Annotated in this window: 12 protein-coding genes and 1 pseudogene; 10 read left to right on the forward strand and 3 right to left on the reverse strand. The window is 59.8% G+C overall.

What is annotated here, in order from left to right; genetic code table 11:
• Nucleotides 1-65: 65 nt before the first annotated feature.
• Nucleotides 66-950 (reverse strand): RluA family pseudouridine synthase, encoded by an 885-nt coding sequence (locus HDF15_RS00190; protein ID WP_184252270.1) that lies wholly within the window; start codon nucleotides 948-950, stop codon nucleotides 66-68.
• An 80-nt stretch (nucleotides 951-1,030) separates the two neighbouring features.
• Between HDF15_RS00190 and HDF15_RS00195 the strand changes: the two genes are divergently transcribed.
• From HDF15_RS00195 to HDF15_RS00210, 4 genes and pseudogenes are all read left to right on the forward strand, one after another.
• Entirely contained in the window at nucleotides 1,031-1,588 is a 558-nt protein-coding gene (locus HDF15_RS00195; protein ID WP_184252271.1) for a DinB family protein, read from the forward strand.
• A gap of 638 nt (nucleotides 1,589-2,226) precedes the next feature.
• Nucleotides 2,227-3,078 carry a TIGR03435 family protein gene (locus HDF15_RS00200; protein WP_184252272.1) on the forward strand — a complete coding sequence of 284 codons (852 nt, stop codon included), beginning with the start codon at nucleotides 2,227-2,229 and terminating at the stop codon, nucleotides 3,076-3,078.
• A gap of 47 nt (nucleotides 3,079-3,125) precedes the next feature.
• Nucleotides 3,126-4,013, forward strand: a complete 888-nt coding sequence (locus tag HDF15_RS00205; RefSeq protein ID WP_184252273.1) for a pyrroline-5-carboxylate reductase — start codon at nucleotides 3,126-3,128, stop codon at nucleotides 4,011-4,013.
• A 178-nt stretch (nucleotides 4,014-4,191) separates the two neighbouring features.
• Nucleotides 4,192-5,313 (forward strand): annotated as a pseudogene (locus HDF15_RS00210) (integrase core domain-containing protein); the annotation flags it as partial.
• Nucleotides 5,314-5,802: 489 nt separating this feature from the next.
• Here the strand turns inward: HDF15_RS00210 and HDF15_RS00215 are convergent.
• Both HDF15_RS00215 and HDF15_RS00220 read right to left on the reverse strand, forming a co-directional pair.
• Nucleotides 5,803-6,498 carry a hypothetical protein gene (locus tag HDF15_RS00215; protein WP_184252275.1) on the reverse strand — a complete coding sequence of 232 codons (696 nt, stop codon included), beginning with the start codon at nucleotides 6,496-6,498 and terminating at the stop codon, nucleotides 5,803-5,805.
• 6 nt (nucleotides 6,499-6,504) lie between these two features.
• Nucleotides 6,505-6,804 (reverse strand): PadR family transcriptional regulator, encoded by a 300-nt coding sequence (locus HDF15_RS00220; protein ID WP_184252276.1) that lies wholly within the window; start codon nucleotides 6,802-6,804, stop codon nucleotides 6,505-6,507.
• A 119-nt stretch (nucleotides 6,805-6,923) separates the two neighbouring features.
• Between HDF15_RS00220 and mtnA the strand changes: the two genes are divergently transcribed.
• The 6 genes from mtnA (at nucleotide 6,924) to metG (ending at nucleotide 15,625) form a co-directional block, all read left to right on the forward strand.
• Complete coding sequence (gene mtnA, locus HDF15_RS00225) at nucleotides 6,924-7,976, forward strand: S-methyl-5-thioribose-1-phosphate isomerase (RefSeq protein ID WP_184252277.1); 1,053 nt, start codon at nucleotides 6,924-6,926, stop codon at nucleotides 7,974-7,976.
• Between the two features lie 805 nt (nucleotides 7,977-8,781).
• Nucleotides 8,782-10,587: a VWA domain-containing protein gene (locus tag HDF15_RS00230; protein ID WP_184252278.1), complete on the forward strand. Its 1,806-nt coding sequence runs from the start codon at nucleotides 8,782-8,784 to the stop codon at nucleotides 10,585-10,587.
• A gap of 3 nt (nucleotides 10,588-10,590) precedes the next feature.
• A complete protein-coding gene (locus tag HDF15_RS00235; protein WP_221314213.1) occupies nucleotides 10,591-10,896 on the forward strand; it encodes a permease in 306 nt (101 codons plus the stop codon).
• 150 nt (nucleotides 10,897-11,046) lie between these two features.
• Nucleotides 11,047-12,399 carry an MFS transporter gene (locus HDF15_RS00240; RefSeq protein ID WP_184252279.1) on the forward strand — a complete coding sequence of 451 codons (1,353 nt, stop codon included), beginning with the start codon at nucleotides 11,047-11,049 and terminating at the stop codon, nucleotides 12,397-12,399.
• Nucleotides 12,400-12,664: 265 nt separating this feature from the next.
• Nucleotides 12,665-13,267 (forward strand): RNA polymerase sigma factor, encoded by a 603-nt coding sequence (locus HDF15_RS00245; protein ID WP_260330737.1) that lies wholly within the window; start codon nucleotides 12,665-12,667, stop codon nucleotides 13,265-13,267.
• Nucleotides 13,268-13,288: 21 nt separating this feature from the next.
• On the forward strand, nucleotides 13,289-15,625 hold the full coding sequence (metG, locus tag HDF15_RS00250; protein WP_184252280.1) for a methionine--tRNA ligase subunit beta: 2,337 nt from the start codon (nucleotides 13,289-13,291) through the stop codon (nucleotides 15,623-15,625).
• The last annotated feature ends 5 nt before the right edge of the window (nucleotides 15,626-15,630 follow it).

Consider the following 15,630-nt stretch of genomic DNA (forward strand, 5'->3'; position numbering starts at 1 on the left):
ATGGCGGGATCGCGCAGATTCAACGGCCACCCCGATTTGAGTCCCGCCGCAACCTACTGATGCAATCAGAATCCAGACGGCAAAGCTGCCTCAAGATTGATTTGTTCTCCGGTGATAGGGTGGTGGAATCTCAGAAATTGGGCGTGCAGGAAATATCCTCCATCGCCTGGGAGGCCGGGGAGATCTTCAAGAGGTTGGCCGGTTAAGCCATACAGAGGATCGCCTACCAGGGGATGGCCGATGGAGGCCAGATGGATTCTGATTTGATGAGGGCGGCCCGAATGCAGGCTTACCTCAAAGGTTGTGGTGCTCGTAGTGCGTGAGATCACCTTTGCCAATGACTTCGACGGTTTGCCGCTGGGGTTGGCGGCCCACACGGAACCGATGAGCGGGTGCGGTACAAGGCCGATGGGGGTGAGAATCTCGTAGGCGTCATGCTGTGCAACGCCTTGAGCCAGCGCTCGGTAGATCTTTTGAATTCTGGGTGTGTTCCAGTTTGAGGATAGTTGAGAGGCCGCCTGCGGTGTTTTGGCGAAGAGGACGATGCCGGTAGTAGCGCGACCCAACCGGTGGACAGGGTTTGCATTGGGGATTTGCTTTTGCACCAGGCGCAGGAGTGTGTTTTCCAGGAAGCCGCCGCCCGGGAGGGTGGGTAGCCCGCCAGGTTTGTTGACGGCCAACAGATGGGGGTCATCCCACAGGACTTCGAAGTGCTGAGGAGAGTCTGGTTCGATCCAGGGTGGACGCTCCCAGACAAGGGTCTGGCCTAAAGTGATCGATTCGCTTCCGGTAGCGGTGATGCCGTTGAGAGTGACTTCGCCGTTGTCCAGATTTTGTTGCCAGGCCTGTGGGGTTGAGTGGGGGTAAAGACTTGCCAGGTGGGAGAGCAGGGTTTGTCCACGGGATTTCCTGCTGATGATTGTCGTGTAGGCATAGCCCCGGTTGAGCATGTGGTCTGAGTCTAAGCTATGGCATCTGCGGCGCCCGATCCCACTTCGCAATAACAAGAGGTTTGCTCTAAAGTGTGGGCATGCTCAAGAGACTGGTTTTCGTTGCTCTTCTTTTAGGCGCCTACACCCTGCACGCCCAAACCCCTGCCGAGGCGGCTGCCAACGAGGGAATCTGGCAAGGCTACGATGGCGAATGGCGGTACGTTTCACGCCTGCTGGTTTCGATGGCAGAGGCGATTCCGGCCGACAAGTATGGCTGGCGGCCGGAGCCGGGAGTGCGCTCGGTGAGTGAAGTGCTCATGCACATCGCCCAATCGAACTACTACCTGCTCAGCGTAACCGGGCCGAAGATGCCGCCCGAGCTTGCGTCCAACGATGTAGAGAAAAAGATCGTGTCCAAGCCGGAGGTAGTGGCCTACCTGCGGCGGTCTCTTGAGGCAGTGAAGGCAGCGCGTGCCCAACTGAAGCCTGGCGATCTACAACGCAAAGTGAAGATCTATGGCGAACCCGTGAACGTAGACGGGATGTACCTGCGGATCATCTGTCACGATAACGAGCACATGGGCCAGCTGATCGCCTACGCCCGCATGAACGGCATCGTGCCACCCTGGTCAGCAGGCACGGTACTCCCCAAATAGGTCACCCGGTTCGATGCAAACTTGTTTAGCGTTCAGCTCTGAAGAAGTCGATGTGGCAGTAGGTCGTGTCTGGCGAATCGGAACTACCGGCTTTTGTCCTTATGGTTGCTTTTGTTGTCGCCTTTGCCTCGGCGAGTGCCTTTGCTTTGAAGGGGAGGGACTTCAGTCCCTCCGTCTCTGCACGATTGTTCGTGTGGCTTTAGCCACGGAGGGAATGCTCGCTTGGCCAAGAACCCTCCACGGCTAGGTAGTGTCTGACGAATCGAGGACTACGCTCTTGCTGTTGTCTCTGAGATAGGCCCGGGCTTTAGCCCGGGCATTACGGAACCAATACGAAGGGGGCTTCAGCCCTTGGGACAAGCCTTCCTATCTCTTGGCATCTCTGCCTATGGAAAGGAGAGCCTATCCCAAGGGCTGAAGCCCCCTATACCGACTGTCTTGAATGTCCGGGCTAAAGCCCGGACCTATCTCAGAAGCAAAGACAAAAACAAAAACCGCTATCTCCCATTCGTCAGACCTACCTAAAGCCTTCTCAACGGAGACGCCGATATCTGTTGTTTCGTTTCGTCGTGATCGTGTAAATCCTGGAACCGGACCGTTCGTTCCCCCGTATGATTCCCACAAGGAGTCCTATGCCCATGTTCCGCATCATTCAGCGACATATTGGTTTGCTCGCGGCCCTTCTCGTCTTCGTGCCTGCCCTCTGTGCACACGCGCAGACCCCCATCGTGGAAGAACCGAACTATACGCCCACGCTCACCTTTGACGTGGCCACCATCCGTCTTGCACCGCCGCCGGACGCCAACTTCCACGTATCCGTCTCCAGCCCGCCGCACTCCAGCCGTTTCGAAGCCACGAACCTCACGATCAAGACCCTTCTCCAGATTGCTTACGGCTTCGATGCCCCGGTTGTCGGGGCACCGGACTGGGTCACGAACACGTTTTACAACATCCAGGCCCGCTCGGACGAAGCCACCGACGCCAGGCTCGCCAAGCTCACCGCGAACGAGGTCCGGCTGGAAAAGCGGAACGCGATTCGCGTGTTGTTGACCGACCGCCTGGCCCTGAAGACGCATCTTGAAACTCGCAATAGCTCCATCTACAACCTCGTTCTGGGTAAAGGCGGATCGAAGCTACAGGTTGTGCCCCCGCCGCCTGATGGCGAAACGCCGGCCACGCCGCCACCCGCCAACGTCCAGGCGCATGGATCACAGCACGGTCTCGAGTTCGTAGGATCGAATTCCTCCATGCGGGCTATCTCCGGCGCCCTGAGTTCGATGGTAGAAGCGCCCGTCGTCGACAAGACCGGTCTCCTCGGCACTTACAATTACACGCTTCAGTTTGGCCGCGAGTGGTCCGCGCACGATCCGGACAGCTGGCCGTCGATCTTCACCGCGATACAGGAACAGCTCGGGCTCAAGCTCGAAGCGGTACACGAGTCCGTGCCCAATCTTGTGGTCGACCACATCACGAAGCCAACAGAAAACTGATTTACTTACTAAAGAAGTCCGACATATCTAAGGCGTAAAGGTATCCGATGTATCAGAGGCACCCCTCACAGCCCACCGGCGACCCTCTCGATCTCAACGTGGTGCCCAAGGTTGGCATCATCGGAGTGGGTACCATCGCGGAGGCCCTGACGATGGGGCTGTGCGCGTTCGACGACCAGCGTGCGGAGATACTTCTCTCTCCTCGAAACGACACCCTCTCGCGCCGGCTTGCACTCCGGTACCCCAACGTCAAGGTCGCCGCCGATAACCAGGCTGTCGTGGACGAGAGCGAAATCGTCGTGCTCGCCGTGCGTCCGCAGGTGACCGAAGAGGTCCTCGGAGCCCTGCGCTTCCGGCCCGATCAGCAGATCGTCAGCCTGATCGCAACCTTCAGCGTCCAGCGGTTGTCGTCGCTGGTGGCTCCGGCGAATGAGATCTCCCGCGCTATTCCGCTGCCGCCGATTGCGGAGCGACAGGGGCCGCTGGCTCTCTACACACAATCCGCGGAGATCCTGCGGCTATTCGACGGATTGGGAAGCCTGATTCGCATTGAAGATGAGACCCACCTCGATCTGATCAGCGCGGTCACCTCGCTCATGGGCACATACTTCGGCATGATGGGGACCGTGGACGATTGGCTGATCGAACGTGGGTTCAAGCCGGAAGCCTCACGCGCCTATGTGGGCGAGTTGTTCTTCAACCTGGCCTCGGCTGCGAGAAATCGTTCGGCAGAATCTTTCACCAGACTCAGCGCGGACTACTCGACCCTTGGCGGCCTCAATGAGCATGCCTGGCGCGAACTGCAAGCCGCCGGGTGGGCAGATCAGCTCCAGGCCGCACTCGCCCTGATCCTTGACCGCATCCACGGCCGCGCGACCTTTGACACGCAGCTCCCCGGAGCCGTGAATCCTTGCGTTGATCAGGGCAAGAACTAGGTCGTGTCGTCGAATTACTATTCGAGCGGCGCAAATAACTTCTTGTGACAAGAATCGGAAGGGCACGGCTTCAGCCGGGCCATACAAGTGGTACAGACCGGGAGGATGGGTAACAGTTTAGACCGGGGACATAGGTAACACTTTCGCGCGGCTTAGCGGAGGCGTGTAGAAGTTTTTCATGCCTTGGAGAGAGAGCGGAGTGTTGGAAGAGCGGACTCGATTTGTAGTGGAGTACGAGAGCGGGGAGTGGACGATGGCGGAACTGTGCCGTCATTACGGGATAGCGCGGAAGACGGGATACAAGATCCTGACGCGGTGGCAAGAGCGAGGAGCAAAAGGTCTAGCCGACCAGAGCCAAGCGCCGTTGCATCATCCGAACCAGACGGCGGAGGGGCTTCAGCAGCAGGTGCTGGAGTTGCGGCGTGCGCACATGAGCTGGGGGCCGCGCAAGCTGCGCGGTTGGCTGATGACGCATCGACCTCAACAGCAGTGGCCGGCCGCCAGCACGATCGGCGAGTTGCTGAAACGGGAAGGGCTGGCGCATCCGCGGCGGCAACGGCGTCGTACCCCGCCGCACACCCAGCCCTTTGCGCATGCCGATGGTTCCAACCAGGTCTGGTGTGTCGATTTCAAGGGCTGGTTCCGTACCCGGGATGGAGACCGCATTGATCCCTTCACGATGACCGACGCCTACAGCCGTTACCTGCTGCGCTGCCAGACCGTGGCCAAGACCGATACCGCAGCCGTGACTTCCCTCTGTGAGGCAGCGTTCCGGGAGTATGGTCTGCCACACGCCATACGCAGCGACAACGGAGCTCCGTTTGCTTCCTGCGCTATCGCCGGGCTGTCACGGCTGGCGCTCTATTGGATGAAGCTGGGGATTGTCCCGGAGCGGATCCAACCCGGACACCCCGAGCAGAACGGACGCCATGAACGGATGCACCGAACGTTGAAGGCCGAGACGGCCTCTCCAGCAGAGGCCAACCGGCGCCGCCAGCAGCAGGCCTTTGACCGCTTTCGCGAGGAGTATAACCAGCAGCGCCCCCACGAAGCTCTGGGCCAACGCCCTCCGGGTACGGTCTACACCCCCAGTCCGCGCCCTTATCCCGAACGGCTCCCGAACCCGGAGTACGACAGCGGCCTTCTGGTGCGCAGCGTCTACCCCCATGGACAGTTCTTCTGGAAGGGACACAACGTGTTCCTCAGTAAAGTCCTCGCCGGAGAACGGATCGGGCTCGAACAGATCGACGAACGCTATTGGTGCGTTTACTTCGCCGCTTTCCCCATCGCCTACTTCGACGCTGCCACTCTGGACGTCGGAAATCTCCCAGATCCCCAACAGGACGATGGAAATCTGGAAATTCCAAAATACCGGAATTCCCAGATTCCCACCGCCCCACCACTACTAGATAAGACTGAAAACCATGTCTAAAACCATAACTGCCAAAGCAAAAGTGTTACCCATCTCCCAGGTCTAAACTGTTACCTATCTCCCAGGCTGCACAAGGGTCGGACTGAAGGCTTATACCACTCTGCCGAAGGCCGAAGTGAAGGCGCAGCCGTAACGACTGAATTGCTTTCCTTGCTGCCGCCAATCCTATACAGGGTCCACCAAGGATATTCGTGGTGGGGACGGCCTGTTTCACCACGGCCAAAGAAGGCAATTCAGTCGTTGCGCCCTGCGGGCTTCACTCTGGCGTTACCACCCAGCGAACAAAAGCGGTGCCAAGTTCCATGACATCCTTTACACCTGTTATCTAGACATCCTTTACATGTCGGGTGAGCCGACTTAGAAAGACGAATTAGACATCGTGTCGAGCAACGCTTCCACCTGAGCGAGCCGCCTGCGGTTCTTGCGGTGCTTCGCAAGCAATAGCGCCAGCGCCGGAAGCAACAGAAGAAGTGGTATCACGCTTTGCCATCCGAACCCTGTCGCCAGCTCAAACCCAACAACCATGAACGAGGCGCCCACAACAAACATCCAGAACGTCAGCGAATTGCTGGATGTGGCGGAAAGCTCGTCGACATAGAATCGGACCAGTCCGGTTGGATCATCCCTGTCCGGAACGTTAGGCTCCCGGCTGCGCAGGTAAAGCATTGGAGCTAGAAGTAGCAAGCCCAACAACAGAACTGTATTGCTGAAGATGTGGCGTCCAAGAGCAATGTCAACGAGTGATTCCAGCGCAAAGACCAAAGGCACGAATAAAGGCACGTTCGTTACAAGCCAACCGTTATTCACAGCATGGCGACGCCGCTCGGCATGCTTCTGGGCTTCAGCGTCGAGGTCCGCAAGCGTGCGTAAGGGGGCTGGCTGAGTATCAAACAGCACCCGCATTCCACTGAGAGCCCATCCCAGTGCTCGCCAGTCACTTTCGATATAGAGGAGTTCGCTTTCGATCGCTTGCGCCCACTCCTTCGAGCCGGGCGAAGCGTATCGAACTACCAAACCTGCGATCCTGTCTGCCGCTTTACGAACGAAGCTCATGGCGTTTCACACTCCAAAGGCGGGTTCTTCGATAGCTGTGTTTCGCACTTCCGCCACACACTCACGAGCAAAACGCTTGCCTGCCTGTGTAAGCCGGTACATGTGGCGTGGCGGCTTCCCGGTTTCCGAGGCTTCCCACCTCGTTTCAAGCAGGTGATTTTCGGTAAGCCGGATCAGGATGGGGTAGAGAGTTCCGGACTTGAGGCCAGAACTACGGCTGAGATCATAGCCATGCCGCCACTCCAATGGAGTTTCCAGAAACTCGCGAAGCACTTGAACGGTCTGAGGTGTGCGGCGCAGCTGCATAGCCCAAACTCTACATATGTAGAGTTTGGGTGTCAACTCCCGACACCGTCATCTCGACGACCTATCTCACGGCTTGCACGACAACCGCACACCCTCGTCCGCGATAAACTGGAAGGGACATGATTCCTACCCTTGAATGGACGCCTGAAGGCGTTAACTTCCTCGACCAGACCAAGCTCCCCCTCGAAGAGACCTACGTTCTCGCCACCGACTACAAGCAAGTCGCCACCGTGATCCGCGACATGATCGTGCGCGGCGCTCCTGCCATCGGCGTCTCCGCCGCCATGGGCGTAGCCATCGGCATCGACCGTAGCACCGCCACCACCATTCCCGCCCTCAACGAAGAGGTCGCCGTCATCTGCGAGACCCTCGCAAAGACCCGCCCCACCGCAGTCAATCTCTTCTGGGGCATCGCCCAGGTGCGCGATCTCTACAACGAGCTCGCCGCGAAGAACACGCCGATCCCGGAGATCAAGGCCGCCGTCGTAGCGTTGGGCCAGCGGCTGTACGACGAAGACATCGCCGCCTGCAAACGGATGGGAGCCCACGGTGCCGCGCTGATGCCGAAGGAAGGCACCGTGCTGACGCATTGCAACGCCGGTGCGCTCGCAACCTGCGGCTACGGATCGGCACTCGGCGTGATTCGCGGTGCCATCGAGGCCGGCCACAAGATCGACGTGTTGGCCGACGAGACCCGCCCCTTCCTGCAGGGCGCTCGCCTCACCGCGTGGGAGCTGATGAAGGACAACATCCCCACCACCGTTCTCTGCGACAACATGAGCGCGCACCTGATGAGCAAAGGACGCATCCAGGCTGTCATCGTCGGTGCGGACCGCATCGCCGCCAACGGCGACACCGCCAACAAGATTGGCACCTACGGCGTCTCCATCCTCGCCAAAGAGCACGGGATTCCCTTCTACGTAGCGGCGCCGTTCAACACCATCGACCTCGCGACGGCGCACGGCAACGACATTCCTATCGAGCAGCGCGACGCCCGCGAGGTAACCCACTCCAACGGCAAGCAGATGACCCCGGACGGCGTGGGCATCGAAAACCCTGCGTTCGACGTGACCCCCGCGAAGTACATCACCGCGATCATCACCGAACGCGGTGTGCTGCGCGCGCCCTTCAACGAGTCAATCAAGGCAATGGCACAAAAGGGCGTAAATTAGGCCTTTCTCTCGAAGGCGACCTCAGCCGGAAAACAGAACTACCCTCCAGACACCGAATGGAGGGTAGTTCTGTTAGAGACAGGCGACTCCCCCAAGCCCCAAAGGGGCGATATATCCCAGCCCAGGGTGGAGGCGGCTGGCGAGCGTTTTTTGCTCGCCGTGTCGCCGCAACCCTGGGTTAACGCCCAGAGAAGGTAGAGCCCTGAAGGGGCGACCCATCGATATCACCACTCTTTCTTGTGTGATGAATAGTTAAATTCGTTGAACAATGACGGCCTGTGCACCACAGCGCGAAGCGCAAACCGTGACGCTTTAGCATCGCTTGGCCTTTTAGTTCGTGTCTGACGAATCGGGGACAACAACACATCACCTATTTTGTTCTTCCCACAGAGACGTCATCCTGAGCGGAGCGTCCCCAAAAGCTGGGACGCTCCGCTCAGGATGACGCTTCCGTGGGGAAGCATAAAACAAAAGCGTATCAATGCAGCGATCTTGATTTCGCTCTAAATCACTATCTCCGATTCGTCAGACACTACCTGGCCCCGGGCCTTTTGTTCGCAGCCGAAAGAAGGCCCGGGCCTAAAGGCCACCTCTTTCCTAAGCCTCTATTTCCATAGCCTGAAGGCTACGGCTCCCTCCGACTCCCTGACGCTAAAGCATCAGGAAATGCGCTTCGCGCTATGAGTAGCCACACGGCTTCTTACACGAACTAACGGCTCATCACGCTGGCAAAAACAAGCAAAGGAACTTGCTGGCGACAGCCCGCGTCTAATGGCTAGTATCTCCACTGAAGACTCGGAGTCAGATGATGCGCCAATTCTTGCTGGGAGTTCTCCTTTCCTGTTGCCTGGGCGGGTGTGCCGTCGCGCAAAGCGCCGGCGCGCAACCCCACCCAGGCAACACCAGCAGCCTGCAGCCAGTCGCAGTCGATGTCGTCGTCCAGGACCCGAACGGCCATCCGGTCCACGGCCTCACCAAAGAAAACTTCCAACTACTCGAGAGCAAGACTCCCCAGCAGCTCCGCCTCTTCGAGGAGCATGTCGCCTCGGCCCCCCAGGGACGCGCCCTTGAGTTTGGCAAAATGCCTCCCGGCACGTTCACCAACTACACGCCCGTGCCTCCCCATGGAACGCTGAACATCCTATTGCTGGATGCTCTCAACACACCGACGAAGGACTTGCCCCTCCTCCGCACGCAACTGCAGCAGTACGTGAAGAACGTCGCTCCCGGTACGCATATCGCCATCCTCGGACTCGCGAATCATCTCACCATCCTGCAGGGCTTCACCTCCGATCCGGAGACACTGAAAGACGCGGTTGAGCACAAACTCATCCCGCGTGCCGCTATCCTGCTGGACCATCCCATGGAGAACGCGGTCAATCAAGGAATGGAGCAGACAGCCACCAACCTGCAGGAGTTCGAAGCCGAACAGAAGTCCCTCCAGATGCGGCTCCATCCGCAATACACCCTGGACGCCTTCAACCAACTGGCGCACTATCTTGCAGGCTTTCCCGGCCGCAAAAACCTGATCTGGTTCTCCGGCGCTTTTCCCCTGGATCTTTTTCCCGATCCCACGCGCAAAAACACCGCCGCCGGTACGGAACTGGACAGCAAGGAACTGCACGAGACAGCAGACCTGCTCACACAGGCACAGGTAGCTGTTTACCCTGTGGCCATTAGTGCGCCAACCCCAGGCAGCACACCGTCCGCCGATCGCACAGCGATGAACCACCTGGCAGACAGTACCGGAGGCCGCGTCTTCGAGAACACCAACGGGCTCTTCGACACCGTATCCAAAATCATGGCGGCGGGATCGGACTACTACACCCTGGCCTACATCCCGTCGAATCCCAAAGGACAGGGAGAGCATCGCGATATCCGCGTCAGCCTGGCCGGAGCTCCGGCCTCTCAGGGGCTTAAGCTCTCCTACCGTCAGGGTTACTACGCGGACGATCCGAACCAGCCAGGCAAGGCGGCAGATCCCACCCGCGCGGTGGCAACCGCTACCCCTTCCCCTGCTGCCCCCGCCACAAATCCGGATACGGCCTCTATCGTCGCCGCAATGCGCCGGGGATCTCCGGCCCCTGTAGGAATCCTCTTCAAAGTACGGGTGCTGCCCGCGTCCACCGCTACCGAAGATACCGTAGCCAAGGGCAACCAGCTCGATCCTTACATCCCCATGAAAGGCCCCTTCCAGCGCTTCGACGTGGATTTCGTCGCGCTGCCGAACGACTTCCAGTTCACGAAGCTGAGCAACGGCCTCTATAGCGGTTCGATCGAGTTCAAAGCCTACGTATATGATCCTGATGGAAAGCTGCTGAACGCCGCCGGCAGCCTCCTCCACTTAGAGCTGAAGCCGGAGACCTATAACCGGTTCATGCAGGAACCCCTTGCGGCCCATCTTGAGGTGAGTTCGCAAGCCGGGCGGGAGGCCTACCTGCGAATCGGCATCCGGGACGTGCCCTCGAACCGGATTGGCGTCGTGGAGTTCCCCCTTTCGAGCGTCAGCCTCCTCGCTCCGCCCGTATACCCACAACCCGCAGCGGCCCCCACCACGGCTCCCGCGCACAGTGCCCCTATAACCCCATCAGCAACACCGGCCCCCCATTAAACCTTGCCCCATAGATTCTTCAACCCGCGCACCCGCTCCCTCGCACGAGGCAATGTTCTGGTGCTGGGCAGCGTGTTCGCCGCCATCCCGATATCGCACTTCCCCCACATTCGCCCGACGCTGCTGCTCATTTTTCCGGCACTCGTCGCGATGGTCGGAACAGCCGAAACCGTGCGCTGTATTCAGCGCCGCTGGAGCCTGTATCACGGCGGCGTTCTGCTCTGTATCTATATGGATCTCATGGCACTTGCGCTGCTGCTCTTCTTCCTGCTGTACCCCTATTTTCTGTGGTTCAGCACTGCCCGCTAAGATTTCCAGAAAACCTGTCTGGCCGCTTTCTTGACACTTACCGCTATCGCCAAGCTATGCTCAGTGGCGACGCGTTTTGTCCGACATCGGCGGGCGCACAACGAAAAACCCACATTTTGCGCCGCACTCGATCCCTCAGGAGCCCGACCTATGTCCGCAGCAACCTCCGAGTCCTACGACTCCGGCTTTACCTCAGAAGCTCCTACCGGCTCCAACGTACGCTGGTTCGTCTGCGCCCTGCTGTTCATGGCGACGACGATCAACTACATGGACCGTTCGGTCTTCTCCTTTATCGAGCCGTTGCTGCACAACGCCCCCTTCATGGGCTGGAACTTCGCCGCGGACGCGCATCACCAGCCCGTCTTCGATAACAACTTCGGCAACGTCATCATCTACTTCCAGATCGCCTACGGCATCGGCTTCCTTCTCGCCGGCCGCATCATCGACAAACTCGGCACCAAGACCGGTTATGCCCTCGCCATTCTCATCTGGGGCGCGGCCTCCATGAGCCACTCGCTGGTCACCTCGGTCATGGGTTTCTGCATCGCTCGTGTCTTTCTCGGCCTCGGCGAGTGCGGCAACTTCCCTGCCGCCATCAAGGCCACCACCGAGTGGTTTCCCGCCAAAGAGCGCGCCAAGGCCGTCGGCATCTTCAACTCCGGCTCCAACGTCTCGTTCTTCATCGCGCCGCTGCTCATCACCTTCGTCACCTCGCGCTGGGGCTGGCGTTCGGCCTTCCTCGCCACCGGCTCCATGGGAATGGTCTGGCTGGTCCTCTGGCTGAGCTTTCCCTACAACAAGCTCCGCCGTGGTTCCACCACCACGCAGCGCAATCTCGAACCCGTCGTTGCCGGCGGCTCCGTCCTCGGCAAGATCCTCACCAACCGGGGAACCTACGCCTTCGCTATCGGCAAGGGACTTACAGACGGCGTCTGGTGGTTCTACCTCTTCTATCTTCCCCAGTTTCTCAATCGCAACTACGGCCTTGATCTGTCCCATGCCTACTGGTTTATCGTCACCGTCTACGTCATCTCGTCGGTCGGTTCCATCGGCGGAGGCACTCTCTCCGGCTGGCTGATGGGCCGGGGACACTCCGTCAACAGCGGCCGCAAGATCGCCATGCTGCTGATGGCCGTCTGCGTGCTCCCCCTGGTCTTCGTCCCGCACATGGGCACACTCTTTCCCAACAACCCGTGGCCTGCCACGCTGTTGATTGCGCTGGCTGCGGCGGCCCATCAGGGCTGGTCGGCAAACCTCTTCTCTACCCCCACGGACATGTTTCCCTCGACAGCCGTCTCCACGGTCGTCGGCATCGGTGGAGCTGCCGGAGCCGCTGGTGGCGCGGGCTTTACCTGGGTCGTCAAACACAATCTCTCGCTGCACCCGCTACTGGTCTTCGAGATGGCAGCCGGAGCCTACCTCGTCTCCCTGCTGATCTTCCAGGTCCTCGTTCCACGCCTCGGAGCTCCTTCCGAGCCGGAGCTTCCCCTCAGCGCCGCCTGATCACCAGAGAGCGCCATTTCAAGGGACATGACTGCGATCATGTCCTTTGAACTTTGGGTGTAATACTTTTCTTGTCCTTCCGTCAGCATGTGTAGCCGCTACAAACGGCCGGAAAGGAAACGACACCATGACGACCAAATGCACCTGCCCCTGTGGCCCGCTCTGCACCTGCCCGGACTGCAAAGACTGTGGATGCAACTGCTCCTGCTAATACCAGCCGGGGGATGAAGCGAACCTTCCTCCCCCGGCATCTATCTCTTCAGAGTTGCGTTGTTCTTCTATGCCCACCGAGACCATCTCCGCACTGCTGGACCGTCGCCGCGACTTCCTCGGCTTCGTCCGCCGCCGTGTGTCCGATCCCGCTATCGCCGAAGACATCCTGCAATCGGCCTACCTGCGTGCGGTCGAGCACTCCAGCGGTCTGCGGCAGGACGAGTCCATCGTGGCCTGGTTTTATCGCATCCTGCGCAACGCGGTCATCGACCACTACCGTCATCGCGGCTCCGAAAACGCCACCCTCGACCGCTGGGCAACAGAGCTGGGAGCCGGCCCCGAAGAGGCCTCGGCCCTGGCTCCGCACGATCCGGCAACCTTCAGCTTCGTCTGTCACTGCATTGAAGCCGTGCTGCCGTCTCTGACTCCGAACTACGCCCAGCTCATCCGCGAGGTCGATCTGGACGAGGCTTCGCTCACCGACTTCGCTCATCGCCACGGCATCACCGCCGGCAACGCCGCCGTCCGAGCCCACCGCGCCCGCGCCGCCCTGAAACGCGCCCTGCTGCGCACCTGCGGCGCCTGCGCCACGCACGGCTGCCTCAATTGCAGCTGCGAGTGCCCCGCCGCCGCGATGTTCTCCAACCGCAACTAACTGTAAACTGGCAGTTAACCGATGTCAGCCAATCGCAAAAAGTTCTATCTCACAACTCCGATCTACTACGTCAACGCACGACCGCACATTGGCCATGCCTACACGACCATCGTCGCCGACGTTCTCGCCCGCCGCCACCGCCTGCTGGGCGACGACACCTTCTTCCTCACCGGCACCGACGAGCACGGCCAGAAGATCGAGCGCTCCGCCGCCGTCGCGGGCATAGCACCGCAGCAGTTCGCCGACCAGGTCTCCATCCAGTTCCGCAACCTCTGGGACCGCATGGGGCTCACCTACGATCGCTACATCCGCACCACCGACGCGAAGCACAAGCGCGGCGCGCAGAAGCTCTTCGCGGACCTCTACGAGCGCGGCCAGATCTACCTCAGTTCCTACACCGGACAGTACAGCGTCGGAGAAGAGATCTTCGTCGAAGGCCCTCCCGGCACCATCGGCCCCGACGGCAAACCGACCGAGACCGTTACCGAAGAAAACTTCTTCTTCCGCCTGAGCGAGTACCAGCGTCCGCTGCTCGACCTCATCGAGTCCGACACGCTGGCGATCACACCCGAAGCCCGCAAGAACGAGGTCCTGAGCTTCCTGCGCGGCAACGTAGTCGAAGGTCGCGCAGCCGGTCTGGAGATCGAAAACTCCAACGCTGGCGCACCCTATGTAAAGGGCGCATTGCGCGACCTCTCCGTCTCGCGTTCGAGCTTCACCTGGGGCATCCCGGTCCCCGAACCCGCCGCCAGCGCCACCGACAAGAAGCACGTGATGTACGTCTGGCTCGACGCCCTGGCCAACTACATGACCGCCATCGGCTATGGCAGCGACGATCCGAAAGACATCACCGAGTTCAACCACTACTGGCCCGCCGATGTGCACATCATGGCCAAGGAGATCACGCGCCAGCACTGCATCTACTGGCCCGCTTTCCTACTGGCAGCCGATCTGCCGCTGCCCAAGGCCGTCACCGCCCACGGCTGGCTGCTCTTCGACAATTCCAAGATGTCGAAGTCCAAGGGCAATATCGTCCGCACAGAGACAATCCTCGATGCGTTTGGCGATGAGGTCTACGGCAAGCAGTTCCCCGACAGCACCAAGGCCGAGCGTGATCTGTTTGCTTCCGATGTTCTGCGCTATTTCCTGCTGCGCGAGATTCCGTTTGGGCAGGATGGCAGTTTCAGCTTCGATGCGCTCATCACGCGCTACAACGCCGATCTCGCGAATGGGTATGGAAATCTTGTCAGCCGAACGCTGAACATGATCGGCCAATTTTGTGATGCGCGGATTCCGCAGCCTGAAAACACCGAGTTTCCGAGCGACTTCAGCGACACGTGGAATCTGATTCTACAAAATGAAGACGAACTAGAATCCTTCGACTTTGCTTCCGGCTTAAATCGGGCCGCCCGCAAAATCGCCGCACTGGACGGACTACTCACCTCTAACGCGCCATGGAAGCTCGCTAAGTCCGACAGCAACGATGACATACGATTCTTACAGCAGTTTCTTTATGCTGTCGCTGACAGTATTCGCGTCATAACAGCTCAGCTCTATCCCATCCTCCCAAGCACCACCGCCAAAGTATGGAAACAATTTGGCTTCGAGAAATCGATAGAACAAGCGGCTGCAGACGGTGAACTGAATAACCTGCAACGTGGCGGACTTAAACCCGGAACAAAACTCGGCCCGCTGGCCCCCATCTTCCCCCGCGCCGACAAAGGACTCGTACAGATCATGACCGACATGGAAAACCCCACGCCCACCGAGACCCGCCCCGAGGCTCCACTTAAGGCCGCCGCCACTCCTGCGCCCGCCCAGCCTGTACCGACTGACAGCACCCATCCCGCCGCAGCCCCGCGTACCAGCTCACTCGGCGAACCCTCCGGCTCCCTGCCAGTCGGCGGCAGCGGCTCCACGACGACCCACAACGGGCCAACACCCTCGCACACTGACGCTCCCGCCAGCGGCCCCTTCGCCTCGGTCGCCTCCCAGACGCCCATCACCGCCGGCCCAGCCGATGCCGCGCCTACCATCACCATCGACGACTTCGCGAAGATCGAGCTCCGCGTCGCGCAGATCCTCGTCGCCGAGCGCATTCCCAAGGCCGACAAGCTCCTCCGCCTCGAAGTCGATCTCGGCCACGAGAAGCGGCAGATTCTCTCCGGCATCGCCGAGTGGTACACGCCCGAAGACCTCATCGGCCGCCGCATCGTGGTCATCACCAACCTCGCTCCGCGCAAGATGCGTGGGCTGGAGTCGCACGGCATGCTGCTCGCAGCCTCCGAAGGCGAGGGCGGCAAGCCTGTGCTGGCTACGTTCGGGGAAGAGATTGCTCTGGGCTCAAGACTGAAATAAAGACC

This window comes from Granulicella mallensis, assembly GCF_014203225.1.
Taxonomy (GTDB): domain Bacteria; phylum Acidobacteriota; class Terriglobia; order Terriglobales; family Acidobacteriaceae; genus Granulicella; species Granulicella mallensis_A.